The organism is Sphingobacterium sp. ML3W (genome assembly GCF_000747525.1).
In the GTDB taxonomy this organism is placed as follows: Bacteria; Bacteroidota; Bacteroidia; order Sphingobacteriales; family Sphingobacteriaceae; genus Sphingobacterium.
The window spans coordinates 2,911,309-2,931,271 of sequence record NZ_CP009278.1 but is presented as its reverse complement, the minus strand read 5'-3'; the positions used below and the strand labels follow the sequence as shown (position 1 = coordinate 2,931,271).

Here is a 19,963-nt window from a genome sequence, read left to right as displayed (position 1 = left end):
AAATTTACTACAACTGTTTGATATCAAACAGTACACCATACAACAATGAAACAGTCACATATATTTTATTATTTAATCATCACTTTATTTTTAGGATTAGAGGGTGTTAAAGCACAGGAAAGGCGTCTTTTTTTACCTGTAGATTCACTTTTTGCATTGGCGGAACGCAACAGTGTGCAATTAGCGGCGTCAAGACAAAAAATCAGTATTAACGAAAAAAGGACAGAAATTGAAAAACAGGAGGCTTGGTTGCCCGAGATAGGAGCTGGTTTAAGTGCCGGTTATATCAGTAATGCTAATATTTGGGACAAGCATTTCAATTACGAATCGACTATGAAAATGCCTCATATATCGACTAGTTTTACAATGGAGGGTGACATTACGGTCTATAGTGGCGGTCGAATTAAAAATGGTATTGAAAAATCAGAATTAGTAGACGAGATAGCCATTCTGGATTATCAAAATGATAAAGAAAGGATACAGTTATTGCTGCTTGGTAAGTATTTGCAATTGTTCACTTTATATAATCAAAAAACAATATACAACCAAAATATTGAACTTGCTGAACATAGATTGTCTAATATACAACAACTGATTAAACAGGGTATGCTAACCCACAATGAACATATTAGAAGCAGTCTTCAGATAACAGAATTGAAGCTCAAATTAACGGAGATTGATAATGATATTAACATTACTAATCACGATTTGGGAGTCGTAATCGGTCTGGCGGAAAATACCGTTATCAATGTGGATACCACCTTATATGAAAAGGCTTTTGAAGATTCTGGAATTGCTTTTGAACAGCAAGATCTTCCTGAGGTTGAAGCTGCTGGAATACGCGTGAAAATGGCGGAAAAGGATTTGAAAATAGCCAAGGCAGCGCGTTTGCCTCAACTGTCATTATATGCAGAGAATGGCTTAGCGCGTCCATATCTATATTCTGTTCCTCCAATGGATGTGTATATGAACCTTTTCCAAACAGGTGCAAAATTGAAGTATAATATCAGTGGGCTATACCATAGTAAAAAGAATATTGAAAAAGCATATCTGGAAATCGAATATGCCCAGAAACAACAAGGTTGGGCAGAACAGCAGGCTGAGATGGATCGTCATGCTGCCTTAGTCAAAATGCAGGAAGCACAGGTGAAATACAATTCGGAACAGGAAAGTTTCCAATTGGCTCAGGATAACTACCGCGTGGTGGAACAGAAATACCTGAACAAATTTGTTGCTATAACGGATATGCTCGATGCGAGTACATCACTTCTTTCTTCGCAACTCAACTTGAGTAATTCGAGAGTAAATATTATCTATCGTTGGTACAACCTGATGAAGGCTACTGGAAATTGGGGACAAACAAAAATTAATTATAGTCGTGTAAAATATGAGTCAAATGTCAAAAAAAGAACAGCAAATAAAGCTAAAGTATAGTAAACTTTTAAGGATTTTCTTTAATTCGATTTCCGTCATCATTGTTGTCGCATTACTCGTTTGGGGACTTGTGTATTATTTTCATCTGAATGATAATTCGTATACGGAAGATGCACAAGTGGAAGCTTATATCAGTCCTGTAAATACGCGAATTGTAGGGTATATAAATGAAATCAGATTTGATGAACATCAACAGGTGAAAAAAGGAGATACGCTCATCGTGATTGATGATCAGGAGTATCAGATACAAGCTGCGCAAGCATTGGCTACGTTGAAAAATGCAGAGGCAGGGAAAACGGTAGTGGGCGCAGATATCGGATTGTCGGTCAATAGTACGTCGATCTCTGATGCAAATATTGCTGAAGCAAAAGCACGTCTGGACAATCAGTATACAAACTTGCAACGGTATGAAAATTTACTGAAAGCTGATGTGATACCGCAATATCAATTTGATGAAGTGAAAACAGAGTATGAAGCCATTCAAGCGCGATATGAATCGTTGGTTCGTCAACGTCAATCGACGACACTCAACACACGGGCTATTTCGGAGAAATTGAATGTTTCTGATGCTGATATCATGCGTGCGAAAGCATCTCTTGATATGGCAAAGTTGAATATTTCTTATTGTTATATCACAGCACCATTTGATGGTATAATGGGCAGACGTAAAATATCAATTGGTCAGTTGCTGCAAACAGGACAGACGCTGGGCACTATAGTACAGGGGAGCCAAAGGTGGGTAACAGCTAATTTTACGGAATCGCAAATCGAGAAGATTAAAGTGGGTGATCTGATGTCTATAAAAGTCGACGCTTTAAAAGGTAAAGTATTTGAAGGAAAAGTGGAATCGTTATCTGGGGCGACAGGTAGCCGCTACTCTTCGGTGCCGGTTGATAACTCTACGGGTAATTTTGTGAAAGTACAACAGCGTATACCGGTTAGGATTGTTTTTACAGATGCGAATAATAATAAAGAGGGTCTGGATAAAATAACAGCTGGTATGAATGTCGAAGTAACTAAAAAATAGTAATATCATAAATTAAATAATAAATGGATAACAGGCTATTTCGAAAATGGGTTAATCCAAAATTGGATTTATTGCTATTGATTTTGATGAGTATATGCCTGGGGGCGACTTCTGGGGTATCCTCCTCGATATCGACTTATATGGTTTCCAGTTTGGCGGCTAATCCTGCTGATGCGTCTCTGAGCAGTTATGCTTATTTGGCTGGGATGGCAGTGTCTTTTCCATTAATTACAAAACTGAAAGATTATTTTTCGTCTAAAGAATTATTGATATCAATATGCTGCGCACTGCTATCTTTTAACTTCATATTGAGTCTGGCAGATAATACCGTGGACATCGTCTTATGCTCTTTCTGTATTGGAGCTGTTAGGATGATGGGCTCTATTTTAATGATCATCAATATCATTCCAATATTGATGCCACGTGGCGAGCGATACCAAATGTATGCAGTATACTATCCGGTGAGCCTTCTTGTGAGTCCATTGGCGGGGATGTTTCAGGTGTGGTTGTCAGATGAATTAGGCTGGCGATATTCTTTTCACTTTTCAAACATTTTCCTCTTTTTAACGTTATTGATTTCATTTATTTTGGTGTCAGGTAAAATGCATACTAGAAGGTTACCAATGTGGAAATTTGACTGGTTCAGTATTTTTCTTTTAGCTGGATGCATGTTGTCAATTGCTTTTATAATGGCCTATGGACGTTATGAGGACTGGTGGGATTCTTCTAAAATCAGATTTGCGAGTATATCAACAGTGGTCTGTCTGTTTCTATTTTTAATTCGAAATAAGCTATTAAAGCAGAAACTCATTGACTTTTCGGTATTTCGGATTAGAAATGTACGGGTAGGGATAATCTTGATGTTTCTTTCCTGCTTTTTTTTCTCATTGACGACTCCGATCAATCTGATGATGAATATCGCTTATAGTAATAATGCAATAGAAAATGCAGCGATCAATGCTTACCCAATTTTAGGATATATAACAGGTGCCATAATTGCTTTTCTATATTTTAGAAGATACAATAATTTTAAGGTATTGCTCTTAGTGACTGTACTATGCTATACTGTCTCTACGTATATGCTATACGTAATCGTGGATAAACAAACAGAGGCGTATCGATTCTTTTTTCCAATGTTCTTACGTGGGGTAGCAATATTGGTTTCTTATATGACGATTGGGCTTTATATTGCAGCAGATGTTCCAGCTGAAAAATTTGTATCGTCTACCGTGATATTGATTTTTACTAGAAGTTTTTTCGGTCCTGTCATGTTTGGCGGAATATACAGTACGCTGTTATATTACCGTCAGGTGCAGCTGCTGGATAAGCTAGCTGCTTGGACTGATCAATCAGACCCTTTGTTTCAGCATAGATTTCAAGGTGCAAATACGGCCAACGTCGATCCCTTATTGGCTTACAAAGAATTGAGCATGCAGGCAAATTTGAGTGCGATAAAAGAATTGTATGGATGGATTTGTATTATTGGAATTTGTATGTTCATTGTTTTGTTCTTCTTTCCGATCTATAAGAAACAAGGGCGGAATATCTTGAACTGGCGCGAGAATAAAAACAAGGAGGAAATTGCAGCTACAGTAGTGGTGTAGTTGGATTTATAGCTTATTTTTTAAAATATTTAACAGGGTTGTATGCAATGCGGTAAAATAAAAAAGCAACTCTTTGAGTTGCTTTTTTTAGGGAAATAAAGGTATCTCATCTTTTGGTCACTGGTTCGAGCCCAGTTGGGATTATAGAAATCTTCTTAGAAAAGACGTGTTTCGTTTCTTTATGCATTTTTTTAAGATAAAAGTAGTGGGACTGTAAGCCTGGTTTTTTATGAATTTCATTAAAAAAGATGAGTATGCGATAATTTTATTGCAAAATAGAAGGAGTTTTATTATTTTTAATACAAACTTTAAATTATGAAACAAAATGTTTTAAAAATTATCTTCGGCATCTTATTTACTGCAATTGCTCATATTGCATGGGGCCAAGAGCACTTTAATTTTTCTTTTGAGGAACCTATCGCTAAACCTTGGTTTAGACTTGGCGACAGTACTGTTTTCAGAAACAGTATTGATCAAGATATTTATTATGCTGGAAAAGGCTCGCTCCGCGTGGAGAGCTTAAAGAAAAGTAATGGCTTTGGTGGTGTGATGATGATGCTGCCCGCTAATTTAAAGGGTGATTCTATTCGAGTATCTGCCATGATCAAACGAGAAAATGTAACGGATAGTTCCTCTGTAAGTGCTATGCTTAGAATAGATCCCAAAGTCTATTTCGATAATATGGCAAGTCGCCAAATTAGGGGTACGAAAGATTGGGAAAACTTTACTGTGTCGGCGAAGTTAAACCCTGATATAACGGAGGGAATTGCATTAGCATTTTTTTTATCTGGGGAAGGAAAAATATGGATAGATGATGTTACGGTTACAGTTGATGGGAAAGATATCACAAAGGAAACGAGCATGTTTGTTCCGTTTGCCAAAAAGGTTATTGATCCAATCGCTTCTGGTATTACAGATTTTAATAACAGTCCAGAAATTGATCAACGTCTTGTGGATTTGGCCCGTATCTGGGGCTTTTTGAAATATAGGCACCCAACAGTGGGATTAGGGAAACTGGATTGGGATAATCAACTGTTTAAGTCCATCAATACTGTTATCATGGCCAAGGATAACAAGGCTGTGGAAGCACATTATGACGCTCTTCTCGACAGTCTGGGGACTACCGAGGATTATCCCAAACCAATCGTAGAGAACATGGTACATGAAGTGGACTATTCTTGGATAGATAAGCTTCCTTTTAAAGAGGAACTTAAGGCTAAGTTGAAACGTATTCGCTATAGTAGTTTTAAAAAGCATCATTACTTTGGTTTTGCTGGTGAGATTGGAAATGTACTTTTTCAGCATGAGAAAAAATACGAGAATATCAGATCTGCTGATGCGGGTTTCCGTTTATTAACGTTATTCCGTTTCTGGAATATGGTCGAATATTTTTCTCCATATAAAGATCTGACCGAACCCAATTGGAGTGAGGTATTGAAGAAATCTGTTCCTGAGATGATCTTGAGCCGTGATGATAAAACTTACGGACTGTCTATCTTAAAATTGTTATCAAATGTAAAAGATGCACATACAGGATTGTGGAGTAGACCAAAAGGGCTACAAAGTTATTATGGGATGTTCCGTATTCCGGTAGAAATTCGCATGGTCGAAGGAAAAGCCGTTGTTACAAAAGTATTCGATACAAATCATGTGGATAATATGCTTAAGGTTGGGGATGTTATCGTGAGCAAGGAACATAAAAAAGTGGTGGAGATCCGAGATTCGGTTTGGGCTTATATCGCTACTCCTAATGTAGCCGTCTCAAATCGTGAGTTGGCGGGGCGATTGGTAGCCAGCAATAGCGCTGTTGTGCCATTGCAGTTGCTGCGGGATGGCCAACCGATGCAGTTAACGATTAGCGCTGTACCCATGGAAAAGTTTAGACCAAAACAGACTGATACCATTGCTTATAAAATGTTGGACAATAATATTTTGTATATCAAACACAGTCTGCTCAGGAGTAAGATGATTGATGAAAATATGGCGGACTGGAGCAAGGTAAAAGGGATCGTAATTGATGATAGAAATTATCCGGGAGATTTTTTGGTATTTAAAATAGGTGCATTGATATTGCCAAAACCAACGGAATTCGTACGTTTTAGCAGTACTAGCTTTAAATATCCGGGTACGTTCGTGATGAGTTCTCCTCTCAAAGTGGGTGAGGATACGTCTGATTATTACCAGGGTAAAATTGCTGTTTTGGTGAATGAAGATACACAAAGTTCGGCCGAGTATCATGTGATGGGGTATCAGACTGCCGCCAACGTAAAGATCTTTGGATCTCAAACAGCTGGTGCCGACGGTAATGCGAGCTTCATTGATCTGCCTGGTAATCTGAGAACTGTTATTTCAGGTTTGGGCGTTTATTATCCTGACAATGGTAAAACCCAACGTGTGGGTATCAGGATCGATCATACCGTAAATCCTACTATAAAAGGAGTCAAAGATGGTATTGATGAGGTGCTCAACAGTGCATTGGAGTATTTAAATAAATAGATGAATAAAAGCTTGTCTAGCTTATGTTTTACTATCATTTTATAATCCAATCATTATCTGTGTAGTAAAGGTCTGGTGAGTCAACGATATGCTGCTGTTCTTATTTAAGAACAGCAGCTTTGTTTTTTAGTTGTTTTGTAGATCCAATTCCATCTGGATGTTGCAACGTTTGTAAGGTGTGGGGCGTCCTATTATTTTCTGGAAACCTAGTTTGTGATAAAGGTTGATCGCTGGTTTTAGTATGGTATTGCTTTCTAGGTAGAGTTTAGATGCTCCCATGTCTTTGGCGGCAAGGATAATGGCTTTCCCTAATAACCAACCCATATTTTTGCCTTGTGCTTTTGGGGAAACTGCCATCTTTGCCATCTCGAAATCGTAAACAGGATCCTCCATTTTTATCAGTGCACAAACACCAAGGGGCTCACCATTGTATAGGGCGACAAATATCTTTCCGCCTTTGCTGAGTATATAAGCTTCAGGATCGTCCAAAGCTTTATAATCTGCTGCTTCCATTTCAAAATAAGTTGATATCCACTCTTCATTGAGAGACCTAAAGGCAGCTTGATATTGGGGATTATAGTCCACAATCTCGACATCTAAACTTTCACGAAGCTTTTTCTGTTCATGGACTCTTTTTAACAATGACTTCCGCTCTAACAAAAATTCCCATTCTTCGATTGCTTCCCACAGGTTGTGCGTGGCTTCGGAAATGATACTATCAATGGCCAGATCAATATCGCCACTTTGTACTTTGATTATCTTGTCGGCAACTTCGATTCCTTTCTCAGTAAGATCTACTACATTTCTGCGCTTGTCGTTGGATTGTAGATTGTCTTTTACCAATCCTGCAGTTGCCATTTCTTTTATGATTTTGGTAACGGAGGGTTGGGAATGTCCTATTTCGGTTGCGATTTCGCTGATCGTCATTTCGCCATCTTCTGAAAGCGTAAAGAATACGGGAAACCATTTCGGTGAAAAGTCCACATCATAGAGTTCATAGATTTTAGCTGCGTCTTCGGTTACTTTTGCCGTTAGTAATCGCAATCGGCTGCCCAATGCCATTTTACCCGTCTTATTGAAGAAGTCCATATCTTGATTTTAGATTGCTGTTCTGGATTTAATAACTTTCATTTTCGTTGGGGAAGTTTTTGGCCTTTACATCGGCGATGTAATGCTGTGTTGCTTCGGTCATGATAGCGCTGAGATCTGCATATCGTCTTAAAAATTTGGGAGAGAATTCTTTGTTCATTCCCAAAGCATCCTGGATCACCAATACTTGCCCATCTGTACCTGATCCTGCACCGATACCAATGGTGGGGATGGTAATTTTTTCAGATATCGTTGTTGCAAGTTTGGCGGGTATTTTTTCTAATAAGATTCCAAATGCTCCCAATTCTTCCATTAAAAGGCAGTCATCCATTAATTTCTGTGCCTCTACCTCATCTTTTCCTCTAATGGCATATGTGCCGTATTTATTGATGGATTGGGGCATCAATCCGAGATGGGCCATGACCGGAATACCAGCATCGATTATTTTTTTGACATCATCTTTGATTTCTAATCCACCTTCAATCTTGATGGCGTCGGCTCCGGTTTCCTGCATCATACGGATAGCTGCATCTAGAGATTTCATGGGATTGCCGGATACGGTGCCAAATGGCATATCGACAATGACCAATGCTCGTTTTGTTGCGTTTACCACGGATCTCCCATAGTGGATCATGTGGTCGAGCGTAATGCCTAATGTGGTCGGATTGCCCATCATGGTATTAGATGCAGAATCGCCAACCAGTACGACGTCTATCCCTGCAGCATCAATGATCTGCGCTGTGGTAAAATCATAGGCCGTTAACATGCTTATCTTTTCTCCGGATTGCTTCATCTTTTTAAGCTGAAGTGTAGTGACCTTTTTTTTATTTTCTGTATGTACTGACATATAAATATGATTTGCGTTCTATTGAATAGTTGATTACATAACTGATTATGCAATAATAATGATTCCTATTTTACCAGACAAATTATTTTGTAAATGATGACAATTGTCGATTCCGAATAGCTTTAAAAAAATCTATAGCAATGCTAGCAGAGGTAATGACGATGGAGGCTGTGGCATAAAATTGGAATAGCAGGTCAAATTCAGTTGAAATATTTTTGTATTTTTATTTCGCTATTGACAAATGATCGAATCCATATGTAGTTTCTATGTTTAGCTATAGATGGTGACGGGAAAACATAGGATGGATTTGGTTGTATATTATTTTGAATTGGGCGTATGAAAAAAGTAATTTTAAACTTGGCGGTTACCTTAGATGGATTTATTGAAGGACCTAATGCTGAAGTCGACTGGTGTATCATGGACGATGATATGGATTTTGATTCTTTTCTCGCTAGCGTTGATACCATATTCTATGGAAGGGTGAGTTATGATGCTTGGGGTACCTATCAACCTGATCTGGATGCTTCTCTTGCTGAAAAGACGATGTGGCAGACCATTCATGCGAAAGATAAGTTTATTTTTTCCAGTCAATATAGACAAGATGAACATGCGACTTTCATTCAGCAGGATATAGTCAATAGGGTGAATGAAATAAAAAAACAGGATGGGCAAGACATTTGGTTGTACGGTGGAGCCAGTCTCATAAAGACATTCATTAGTGCAGGTCTCATTGATGTCTATAAACTATCGGTTCATCCGATAGTTTTGGGTAGTGGTAAGCCTTTGTTTGAAGGATTAAAGAATCGAATAGGTTTGCGATTGACCAAGACGAAAGTGTTCAAATCTGGGGTGGTGGAGCTGACTTATGAGCCGGTGCCATAGTGCTCTATTATACATCGAACCCAACATGTGTACTTAATTGTTGATCATGACACCAAGTTTTGGGTCTTTATTTCGAAGATCAATCCCGCCCTCATAAATGGACTTTAAATTGTGCAGATAAAAAGCCCAACCATTTGAACAGCCCAATCGGATGTACTGCTTTGAATAATTGTCTTGAGGGATATCGTGGTGCTGTAGTTCTACGATAACATATTCTTCGTGTGTGCTCAACCTAACATCGACTATCGTTGAACCCTCGAAAGTAAATTGGAGAAAATCTTTTCCATTTGCATTCAGGATTTCTCCATGCATGGGGGCGGAATCTAGATACCAATACCAATCGTATCTAACACCGCCTTCTACCGGAGTTGTAGGCTCGAGGAGATTGCCTTCAGCAGTATGAAAAACCACGCTTTCCAAGAACCATTTCTCCAAGTTAGTGGCAATAGTCCAAGCGCCATAAATTTCAGATAGGGAAGATTTAATAGCAATTCGCTTTGTAAATGATGTCCAGTCAAAATTATCCATAATCGTATTTTAGGTTAGCGCCATTAATAAAGGTAAAATAATATAATGATCATTTAAAATCTTTAGGTGTTTAATATCAGTCCTTTAAATCATTTTATCGTTCTGTGCAATCGTTTCTATTTAGATCAAAATGTATTTTAATCTAGTAATGCTAATCTGCTTAATGGCATCTCGTTGGAAAATAATGTTGTTTTATTCTTATTTTTTTAAGCGGATTGAAACAAAAAAGCTCAACCTTTCGATTGAGCTTTTGTTTGACCTAATTAGGTTCAAATAATTGTTTATTTTGTTATCTCTTATAATTTGGATAAGCGGGCATACATCTCTGCAATCGCGAACTGATTTAAGAGCCATTTTTGATCCGTTGATTTTGCGTTTGCTGTCCAATCTGTTCCGAATAGTCCATTTTTATCGCGCATTGATTTCCAGGCATGATTCAGATTGGATTGAAAGGCGTTGACAAATTGTTTGTCTTGGTCTTGGTGATATAACTCAACGAAGCCTCTCATCATGACAGCTATAAACCAATTGTCGCTTTTTTTAAGTACAGGATACACACTTGTTTTATCTGCCCCATTATCCGCAGCATAGAAGAAGTAACCTAATGCTGATTTCGCTGATGCTTGCGCATCTTTCAGGTAATGTTCTTCCTTCGTAAGTTTATAGAGTAGTGCACCTGCTTGAATCATTTGGCCTGTATTGTAAGGGTATTTGGTTTTCTCGACTCCTCCTTTTAAGTTGATATTATCCCAATACAAATGATCTGCAGGGTCTTCTAGATTTTTCATCGTCCAGTTGTACAGATCAATTGCTTGTGTGAGGTAATGTTTTTCGCTCGTTGCTTGGTAAAGCTTAAGCAAGTAGACTACCGCAGGCGCATTGGAACAGGTGTTTTTAGATTCTTTTCGTTGTTCGCACCAATAGATACCGCCTCCTAATTTGTCATCCATACCACTGGCGACAAATGACCATATTTCTTTAGATTTCTCCAGATAAATGGGATCTTTGGTATGTAGGTATAGGTCGGCAAAATCAATACCTAACCATACATTGTCATCATAGAAACGGTCTGATTTTGGTGCACTATTCACATAAGATGCGTATGCTGCTGGCTGGCGTTTATCGTAGTAATTTTCTAGTCCTGGAAGGACAACCTTGTCGATATGAGCTTTGATTTGTGGATCATTGGATTGTTCAAGTAGGGCCGTGTATGCTGATAAACTCCCTGAAAAAGGCCAAAGATAGGAGTAAGGGTTAGATTTTTTCTCATTCTCTCCACCGCCAAGATAATTGGCATTGTAGGTGTTGTCAAAAGGGTAGACTTCGCGATAAAGATGCTGTCCATCTGGAACTCCATAAAGTTTTTCGATTATGGAAAGACTTTTTGTAGCCTTTACATATTCTGGGTTTTCAGTAATTTTTTGGGCATATAGACCTGTCGTGATTAAGACCGCGATCCCCGCTCCAACGATTTGCTTGATCATATTAGTTATTTTTATGTGTTTTTTCAAAGTATACCATTTTTGAGCTTCTTGATTAGCCTATTATGTAACATCATTATTAATTCCTTCCAGTGTTTTACCTTTTGTTTCAGGCAAGAATAGGATGAAGACGAATGATAGGATAACCATGAATCCATAGAAGAGAAAGATGTAAAAGCCTCCATTTTTCCCGGCCTCTACGATAACTGGAAATAACCAAGAGATGATGGCTGCAAATATCCAATGTGTTGTGCTACCTAATGAGGAGCCTTTGGCACGAATTTCATTTGGAAATATCTCGGCTAGGAATACCCATATAACAGCACCTTGGGACAAAGCAAATGCACCTATAAAACCTATAATATAGAACAATAGATAAGTAGAATGACCTTCTTTCAGGCCGAAAGCCGTGAGGATTAGAAATATAAACATGCCTATTGCTCCAATTAAAAGAAGTTTCTTTCGACCATATTTGTCGATGATACTCATTCCTAAAAATGTGAAAACAACATTGGTACCGCCAATGAAAATTGGTTGTAGGTAGCTGAGTTGTGCTTCGAAGCCTGCCATTTCAAAAATTCGTGGGGCATAGTATAGGATAGCGTTGATACCTGTCATTTGGTTGAAAAATGCGAGAAGGACTGCGAATGCTATTGGTTTACAATATTTCTTTTGCCATAAGGAAATACTCTTATTACCGATTTCTAATCCATCAGTGTTCCCCAGATGCTCTTGTCCTAAGCTATCGAAAACAGCATTTGCTTCTTTTGCATTCTTATGTAATGCTAGCCATCGTGGGCTTTCTGGTATTTTTTTTAATAATATGTAAAATAATCCTGCAGGGACTGCCATGATAGCAAGCATGTACCGCCACGCATCTTCTCCTGTGTTAACGAAAAGAAAATTGGTTAGGTAGGCCACAAATATTCCACTTACAATCATAATTTGGAACAATCCGGTTAGTTTTCCTCTATCTTTGGCTGGTGATATCTCTGAAATATAGACTGGTCCTACTACTGAGCTGATACCTACAGCCAGGCCGCCTAAAAATCTAAAGAGTAGGAACATACTCCAGAAAGGGGATATGCCACAACCAATGGCAGAAACAAGATAAAGGAGGGCAATAGCACTCAATACAGGTTTTCGACCATAGCGTTCTGAAAACCGGCCTGCGGCGATTGCGCCGAAAATTGTCCCGATTAGTGATATTGAAACTGTGAGCCCATGCCAGAAAGCATCGAGCTGCCACAGTTTTTGAATAATCTGTTCGGCTCCTGAAATTACAGCAGTTTCAAAACCGAATAAAAAACCTCCGATAGAGGCTATCAATGAATACTTCCAAACATTTTTCATAAGTTACTAAATGATGTTGCTAAACCTAAAAATAAATTCCAATCATTAAAAGATGCGATGTAGATTGAGATATCAATCTCTTTTTGGACAGCTGGGAGAAAAAGATGATGCGCTTTGGCGATACTTCCTCCCAGTATCAGTCCATCGGGTTTAAGGGGTAGAATGTGGAGTTTTATAAAGTCTACTAGCGCTTTTGCTAGAAAAGAGAATGCAGCAGCCCGTTCATTTGCTAGTGTTTCGGTGTCCACCAATGCTTTGATATGTACAATTCCTTCGATACCTTGTTGTCGCAGGTATTCGAGCATACCTCTTGTAGAGATGTAATCTTCGGCTATACCTGCTCGAAATGGTGCGGATCCATAGTTCAAATCTTTTACTTCGCTGCCGTTATAACATGCTGACCCTAGACCTGTTCCCAAACTTAGCCCCACAATATGTTTCTTTTGAAGGTTGTGATGGTATATTTCACCCAATAAAAACGCTTCTGCATCATTTATGAATTTAATATTCTCGGATGGGACTGCATATTGCGTTAGAAAGTGAGACTTGATATCCATATGCAGCAGTGTTTGATATTTATGCATGCCATCCATCAAACAGATTCCATTTTCGTAATCGAAAGGACCGGGTATGGCAATGATCATATTTTGGATATCTTGATTGTGTACGTCCCAAATGGATTGGATGATGTTATCCCATTGTGCCAGAATAGTTTCACGATTTGCTGCGCTATCCACAGGGCCTTTTGCTTTTTTTATTGGAATGAATCTATGGAATTCTTTTTTCAGGGATGCAGCAGCTATATGTGACCCTCCTATATCTATACAAATTACGATTTTATCTTTCATTGGAACATGCTTCTCTTGTTATAGGAATGATGTTCTGTCTCTTGTATGTCGTTATGAAAAAGATATACAAATCTGTTTTACCAGAGATAGATATATCAAAAGAATGCGGTGCATTCAAATTAATTATATTAGGCATGATTTTATAATGGTTGATTTATAATTATGAGCAAAACCGGTTTTGCCCATAGGGTAAAGCTAGAGAATTAAAGTAAAATCTCCAATTTTTTTTACAAGGAACTTTTTCTTATTTGTAGCTCGGAAGGTATTATGTCTTCGACAATAGTTTTATTTTTATCCTTTAACTGGTCTAGCAGTATATGTACAATGCTTTTTGCAATCTTTTCCAAAGGCTGGCGGATACAGGAAATCTGAGGCTGCAGAAGTTCGAATATCTCATGGTCATCAAAGGCAATCACGGCTAATTTTGGATCTCTCTTCAGGTTTTGAATGGCTTTTATCCCCATGACGCATAGGTAATTTGTACTGAAGTAAAGTGCGTCCAATTGGGGGTTGTTTTCTAACCATTCTAATATTTCTTTCCAGCCATAATCTTTCTTTTCACGAAAGGTTGTTAAACAAACATGCGGCTTATAGCCCCATTGTTCGAGAACTGTTTGATAGGCTCGAAGCCTATCTTGCATTTGGGGCTGTTGAGAGTCTATCGTTACCATCCCAATGTTGGAGTAACCCTGTTCTAGTAAATGTTGAATAGCTGCGCTACTGGCTTCATAATTGTTGGTGCCCACAAAATTGGTATCAATACCAGGAATCTTTCTGTCAAATAATACGATAGGGGTACCGCCTTTAATAATTCGCTGCACCTCTTCCTGAATGCCATCTGTTGGGGATAGGATTATTCCATCCACGTGTTTATCCAACATCGTTTGTACGATTTCAGCTGCAAGTTTATTATCACCCATGGTGCTGCTATATAAGACCTGATACTCGTATTTTCTTAAATATTCCTCGATATATAGTGCTATTGGGCCAAAGTAAGAATCACCGATGTTCTCAACAATTAGACCTATTGTTCTGGACTTTCCGGTTGCTAAACTTTTCGCTAACGCATTGGGTTTGTACCCTATCTCTTCAATATAATCTAGAATGCGCTGTGTTAACGCCTTACTGATTCTGCTTTTCTCCGCTTTTCCATTTATGACCAATGATACGGTCGATTTGGATACTTTTAAATGTTTTGCAATTTCATTGATGGACATATGTTCCAAACTTTAATGTTGCCAAAGTACATATTTTATATCGATATTAAGAAGAGCGGTTGTGCTTATCCCTATGGATATAAAAAATCAACCTTTCGATTGCGATTTCTTGTGTAATCCTGATGCGATATATTGCGGGAATAGCTGATATTAATCTTAGTAATAAAATTGTCGTCGCACTTTTATTTAAGCTATTGGTAATGATGAGAGTTGCTTTTTCTTAAAAAGACATCAATACAGTGAGTATATCGTGCAAAATAGTCTTGACATGTTTGCAGAGGAGGGAAAGTCAAATGTAAGCATGCTATAAATAGAAGCAAGTTTATTGCCACATTGGGATTACAATGGTTCATCTTGATACATGTTCGTTGTATCAGGATGCACTGCTGCTTGTTTTTTGTTTTTTTCTGCTACTGAATAGGGTAGCTCCAATACTTGCAATTATGACACAGGCTACCGAAGTCCATTGCATAAGTGTGAGGGTTTCGGACAAGAAAATCAGTCCGGATAATGCTGCAAATGCCGGTTGTAAACTTGTTAAAATACTGAATGTTTTTGCTGGAATTCTTTTTAAGGCAACTAAATCTAATGAAAAAGGTAAGGCACTAGATAAGATAGCCACACCTAAACCTTTCAAAAAAAGGATTGGAGTAAGTTGAAAAACACCGCCATCCCATATGGCAAATGGAATAATAATCAGAGTCGCGAATAACATACCTGTGGTTACGGCATCTTTCCCTTGCATCACACTTGTTACTTTGCCTCCCATAACAATGTATACGGCCCAAAATATTCCAGCTAGAAAGGCAAGAAGAAGACCTATCAGGTCAATATCATTACTTTGCCATGGAACGATCAATAAAATACCGACGCAGGCAAGTAATCCCCAAAGAACGTCTATCCATTTGCGCGATAGCGATAAGGCTAAGAATAGTGGTCCTATAAATTCTACTGTTACTGCCAGCCCCAGCGGGATGCGCTGTATGGCTAAATAGAAAATAAGGTTCATAGCGGCAATTCCGATTCCATAAATAGCACAATAGTTCCACTGTTGCTTCGTGAAAGTGGAAAATTTTGGCCGATTGATAATGGTAAGAAATGCTGCTGACAGGCCAATTCTTAATACACTTGTTCCTGTTGCTCCTATGGCAGGAAAAAGTTGCTTTGCTATAGAAGCTCCACCTTGTACACTGATCATCGATAACAATGCAGCTGAAATGGCCTTATTTGTGTTTTTCATTAAAAGAAATTGAATTGTCTGTAATAAATGAATCTACGAGATGATCTCGCTTTTCATGAAATGACCTTTCGTATGTTGTTTTATCTTCTGTATTAAATCAGTTCCTGATGGGACTTATATCTGAAATTTGCTGCAAAATTACCACTAAATTTTTGAATCTAAAGCGCCTTGTTGTGATTTTGTTTTATTTGCTCTTATTGTGAGTATTTGATGAGCCAGTATTGATTGAGTTCACAGATCACCATGACATGGGAGGTAATTCCGAATACCTTGAAAACAAAAAAAGCCTAATCTTTCGATTAAGCTTTGTTGTGATCCAGCTGGGATTCGAACCCAGGACCCATACATTAAAAGTGTATTGCTCTACCAGCTGAGCTACTGAATCGTACTCTAATTGTTAGAAGTTTCCTTCGTTGTTTGGAGTGATGCAAAGGTAGAAAAATCTACCATATAGGACAAATATATTGGCTATTTTTTTTTAAATATGTTGTAACGTATTCTCTTCTAAAAGTTTATTTTTCTTGTAAGGTGAATGGATGGCGGTAAAATCCAAAATAAAAGGGACGATTCAATCAGAAACGTCCCTTTTATTTGCTCCATAGGCGTGTGTTATTCGACAACTACACCCATGTTGCTGAATTTCGCAATACGTTCGTCTACCAAAACATCTTTATCCTTAGCGATCAAAATCGCTAAATCTTCTACTAATTTTGCTTTCAGGTATTCTGCCGCTAATTCTGGATTTTGGTGTGCTCCACCTAATGGCTCTGTGATGATGCCATCAATCAGGCCATTACCTAGCATGTCTTTAGAGGTTAATTTCAACGCTTCTGCAGCCTTCTCCTTATGATCCCAACTTCTCCATAGGATAGAGGAGCAAGATTCAGGAGAGATCACCGAATACCAAGTGTGCTCCAACATGTATACACGGTCACCGATACCGATACCCAATGCACCACCTGAAGCGCCTTCGCCGATCACGACGCAGATAATCGGCACTTTTAAGACTGACATTTCCAGCAGGTTGCGCGCAATGGCTTCACCTTGACCTCTTTCTTCCGCTTCTAAACCTGGATAAGCCCCCATGGTATCAATCAATGTGACAACAGGTTTATTGAACTTCTCTGCCATTTTCATTAAACGAAGTGCTTTACGATACCCTTCAGGATTTGCCATACCAAAATTGCGGTATTGACGCTCTTTTGTATTTTTTCCTTTTTGATGACCGATAACCATAACCGATTGTCCACCGATAGAGGCGAATCCGCCAACAATCGCCTTATCATCTCTTACGGTACGGTCTCCATGCAATTCGATAAAATCATCACAGATCATGTTAATGTAATCGAATGTTTGGGGTCTCTCGGGGTGACGTGACATCTGCACATTTTCCCAACCAGACAAATTACCGTATATTTCTTTTTCAGCGTTCGCTAATTTTTCTTTTAGTTCCAACACAGTAGCACTCATATCGACTTTAGTCTTTACGGCTACTTGTTCCACTTTTTCTATTTGCAATTGCAAATCTGCAATTGGCTTCTCAAAATCAAATGTAGTTTTCATATATAGTTGTTATGAAAAAATCAGATCGCTAAATTAGTGCATTTTTTCCGAAATTAAAATTACGTATGACATTTACATTGGAAATGCTTTATTACTTTTGTGTTTCAATAAAGTAGAGATGGCTTACTTTTTGTTTGATTATAATTATCAATTTATACATATGTCAAAAAAATTACTATTCATTATAGGGTTGTCATTTTCTTCTGCAACGTGCTTGTTTGCACAAACTTACCCGGAGGTTGTGTTTGAAAATAGCCTCTTGTCCGGTAATTATGCTAAAAGTATTGTAAACTATTCTGGAGATAGTTGGGTGCAGAATGTTAAGAAGAATTTACCCAGTACGGACTCTTTGTTTTTCACTCCAGGGAACTCGCTTTCACTCCGTTATCTGTCTTCTAACGCGGGTAACTGGAATGTTACCTTATTAAATGATCGTCACAAAGTCTATTACCAAGTATTGGCAAATGATGTGTTGACAATCAAAATGTATGTGCAAACGGCACACACAAAATTGAAATCATTACCTAAAATCCAGCTGATCCAAGGGGATTCGCAAACGAACATTTTAGAATTGGCTCCTTTTATTGATGATTTTGATCATGATACTTGGTTGAATGTAGAAATTCCGCTTTCGAAATTTTCAGATTTGAAAGCAGGTGAATCGGTGTCCGAAGTGGTGCTCCATCAAAATATGGCGGATGAAATGACACATCAGGTATTTATAGACCAAGTGGAGTTCTTACCTAAGAATCCATCTCGGGTAAAACTATCTTCTGGCGCTATCTTATCGCAGGTGTCAAGTGTCGATAAGCAGGTCGAGCTGCAGTGGCAATTGCCATTAACTCCGAGTATACGTTATATCAAAATCTATAGATCTTCGGATAATATTGATTTCAAACCAATCGCTATTCGCCCGGTATTCATGCAAAAATGTTATGATCTGGTTGATGAGTTTGACAAAACTTATTATTATAAAATTGCATGGGTAGACTACGATTATTTGGAATCCCCATTTTCAGTTGTCAAGGAGATTAAGACCAAACCTGCTAGTGATTTGGAATTGTCAGATTTAATCAAACAGGCAAATGTCAATTATTTTATCGAAAATTATGATATTAACAGCGGTCTTTTTCTTCCTAACAAATCCAATAAACGGGCGATTGTTTCGATTGAAGAATCGGGTTACGCCATTCTATCTCTTTTAATAGGAGTCGAAAACAAGCAGATTTCTCGACAAGCAGTTTTAATGCGATTGGATCGGATGATGAAATTTTTGAGTAAGGTGCAACATCATGATGGGGTATTTACCGCATTTTATGACGGTAGATTAGGTGTTCCTTTTTACCGCAATAATGTGCAAGAGTATGATGTGAAAGCAACGGCAACTTTATTGGAAGCGATGCTTGTAGCACGCGAATATTTCTTTAAAGACGAACCGCAGGAAAAATCTTTACGCGAAGCTGTAACAGCATTGTGGCAACGCACCAATTGGACTAAATATACTTCCGACACAAATCCCGATGCGCTTATTGACAAGTGGTCATCGATCGATAGTAATTTATATTCGAAAAAACTAAGTGGCTTGGAGGATGGACTAAGTGCTTATTTATTGGCCATGTCATCGCCAACGTTTCCCTTGAGTGAAGCGAGTTATAAAAATGGTTATGCTCGAAAGTATGGTTCTACTGATAGTTCAGTAATTGCGCCTTCTTTAATCATGGGGAATGAGTCAAGTGTGAAATCTGATTTACAATTTATCATGCCAGACGCGGTATCGGTAGAGGAGCATCAGATAGAAGATAGTTTAATCTTTGAAGATCACATTTTATATGGTAAGAAAATTGAAATCGGAGACCTGAACTCATCCATGATGGGATTTTATAGACCATTTTTAACCTTAGATCCCCGTGGGAAGTACGATGGTCACGTGGATTACGGTCAATTGGTGAGCAATTATATCCTTGCTTATAAACGTAGAGATAATGAATTGAACTTAGGCTCTAGTTATACAGATATCTGGGGAGTGCAAAATCCGGCGGATAGTTTGGGACAATATTTGGTGAACCCGGCTATTTCGATTGGGGCTGTTGCTTTTGAAAAGGAAATTGGCCAAAAATCTTTACGTAAGTTTTATGAGCAATATGCGCCGGTGCTCTTTACCCAATACGGATTTAGATCGTGGATTGATTTGAAAAACAATGACGTTTCGGATGGATTTACGGCTAGGAATCAAGCTACTGTTGCCATTTTAATGGAGAATGCCAAATCTGGATTGATCTGGAAACTGTATGACCAGATACCTGAGATAAATGCGACGCTTAAAAAGATCTATCAGAAAAAGTAAGGGGTCATAG

At 38.3% G+C, this 19,963-nt stretch carries 15 protein-coding genes and 1 tRNA gene; 6 read left to right on the top strand and 10 right to left on the bottom strand.

Annotated elements, in window-relative coordinates; all coding sequences use genetic code 11:
• Positions 1 to 45 precede the first annotated feature (45 nt).
• The 4 genes from KO02_RS12540 to KO02_RS12525 all read left to right on the top strand — a co-directional run bounded on the left by KO02_RS12540 (position 46) and on the right by KO02_RS12525 (position 6,561).
• On the top strand, positions 46 to 1,434 hold the full coding sequence (locus KO02_RS12540) for a TolC family protein (RefSeq protein WP_038698789.1): 1,389 nt from the start codon (positions 46 to 48) through the stop codon (positions 1,432 to 1,434).
• On the top strand, positions 1,397 to 2,461 hold the full coding sequence (locus KO02_RS12535; protein ID WP_200878547.1) for an HlyD family secretion protein: 1,065 nt from the start codon (positions 1,397 to 1,399) through the stop codon (positions 2,459 to 2,461). Before KO02_RS12540 ends, KO02_RS12535 begins: the two co-directional genes overlap by 38 nt.
• A 23-nt stretch (positions 2,462 to 2,484) precedes the next feature.
• Positions 2,485 to 4,065 (top strand): MFS transporter, encoded by a 1,581-nt coding sequence (locus KO02_RS12530; RefSeq protein WP_038698785.1) that lies wholly within the window; start codon positions 2,485 to 2,487, stop codon positions 4,063 to 4,065.
• 315 nt (positions 4,066 to 4,380) lie between these two features.
• Positions 4,381 to 6,561: a S41 family peptidase gene (locus tag KO02_RS12525; RefSeq protein WP_038698783.1), complete on the top strand. Its 2,181-nt coding sequence runs from the start codon at positions 4,381 to 4,383 to the stop codon at positions 6,559 to 6,561.
• A gap of 126 nt (positions 6,562 to 6,687) precedes the next feature.
• Here the strand turns inward: KO02_RS12525 and KO02_RS12520 are convergent, their stop codons facing one another.
• Both KO02_RS12520 and panB read right to left on the bottom strand, forming a co-directional pair.
• On the bottom strand, positions 6,688 to 7,650 hold the full coding sequence (locus KO02_RS12520) for a helix-turn-helix domain-containing GNAT family N-acetyltransferase (RefSeq protein ID WP_038698781.1): 963 nt from the start codon (positions 7,648 to 7,650) through the stop codon (positions 6,688 to 6,690).
• Positions 7,651 to 7,678: 28 nt separating this feature from the next.
• Positions 7,679 to 8,497, bottom strand: coding sequence for a 3-methyl-2-oxobutanoate hydroxymethyltransferase (gene panB / locus KO02_RS12515; protein WP_038698779.1), 819 nt, complete (start codon positions 8,495 to 8,497; stop codon positions 7,679 to 7,681).
• Between the two features lie 336 nt (positions 8,498 to 8,833).
• On the opposite strand from panB, the gene KO02_RS12510 reads away from it, so the two are divergent.
• Positions 8,834 to 9,379, top strand: coding sequence for a dihydrofolate reductase family protein (locus KO02_RS12510; RefSeq protein ID WP_038698777.1), 546 nt, complete (start codon positions 8,834 to 8,836; stop codon positions 9,377 to 9,379).
• A 33-nt stretch (positions 9,380 to 9,412) separates the two neighbouring features.
• Here KO02_RS12510 and KO02_RS12505 read toward each other — a convergent pair whose 3' ends face one another.
• The 8 genes from KO02_RS12505 to KO02_RS12470 form a co-directional block, all read right to left on the bottom strand.
• On the bottom strand, positions 9,413 to 9,907 hold the full coding sequence (locus tag KO02_RS12505; RefSeq protein ID WP_038698775.1) for an SRPBCC domain-containing protein: 495 nt from the start codon (positions 9,905 to 9,907) through the stop codon (positions 9,413 to 9,415).
• Between the two features lie 296 nt (positions 9,908 to 10,203).
• The gene (locus KO02_RS12500; protein ID WP_051959906.1) at positions 10,204 to 11,391 is read right to left on the bottom strand and encodes a glycoside hydrolase family 76 protein; all 1,188 of its coding nucleotides are present in this window, start codon (positions 11,389 to 11,391) and stop codon (positions 10,204 to 10,206) included.
• 60 nt (positions 11,392 to 11,451) lie between these two features.
• Positions 11,452 to 12,741 (bottom strand): sugar porter family MFS transporter, encoded by a 1,290-nt coding sequence (locus tag KO02_RS12495; RefSeq protein WP_038698773.1) that lies wholly within the window; start codon positions 12,739 to 12,741, stop codon positions 11,452 to 11,454.
• On the bottom strand, positions 12,738 to 13,589 hold the full coding sequence (locus KO02_RS12490) for an ROK family protein (RefSeq protein WP_038698771.1): 852 nt from the start codon (positions 13,587 to 13,589) through the stop codon (positions 12,738 to 12,740). The genes KO02_RS12495 and KO02_RS12490 overlap by 4 nt, the downstream gene beginning before the upstream one ends.
• Positions 13,590 to 13,816: 227 nt before the next feature.
• Entirely contained in the window at positions 13,817 to 14,806 is a 990-nt protein-coding gene (locus KO02_RS12485; protein ID WP_038698769.1) for a LacI family DNA-binding transcriptional regulator, read from the bottom strand.
• A 373-nt stretch (positions 14,807 to 15,179) separates the two neighbouring features.
• Positions 15,180 to 16,046, bottom strand: a complete 867-nt coding sequence (locus tag KO02_RS12480) for an EamA family transporter (RefSeq protein ID WP_038698767.1) — start codon at positions 16,044 to 16,046, stop codon at positions 15,180 to 15,182.
• A 312-nt stretch (positions 16,047 to 16,358) separates the two neighbouring features.
• A tRNA-Lys gene (locus KO02_RS12475) sits at positions 16,359 to 16,431 on the bottom strand.
• A 224-nt stretch (positions 16,432 to 16,655) separates the two neighbouring features.
• Positions 16,656 to 17,609: an acetyl-CoA carboxylase carboxyltransferase subunit alpha gene (locus KO02_RS12470; RefSeq protein WP_038698765.1), complete on the bottom strand. Its 954-nt coding sequence runs from the start codon at positions 17,607 to 17,609 to the stop codon at positions 16,656 to 16,658.
• A gap of 160 nt (positions 17,610 to 17,769) precedes the next feature.
• On the opposite strand from KO02_RS12470, the gene KO02_RS12465 reads away from it, so the two are divergent.
• Entirely contained in the window at positions 17,770 to 19,953 is a 2,184-nt protein-coding gene (locus KO02_RS12465) for a glucoamylase family protein (RefSeq protein ID WP_051960281.1), read from the top strand.
• Positions 19,954 to 19,963: the final 10 nt, after the last annotated feature.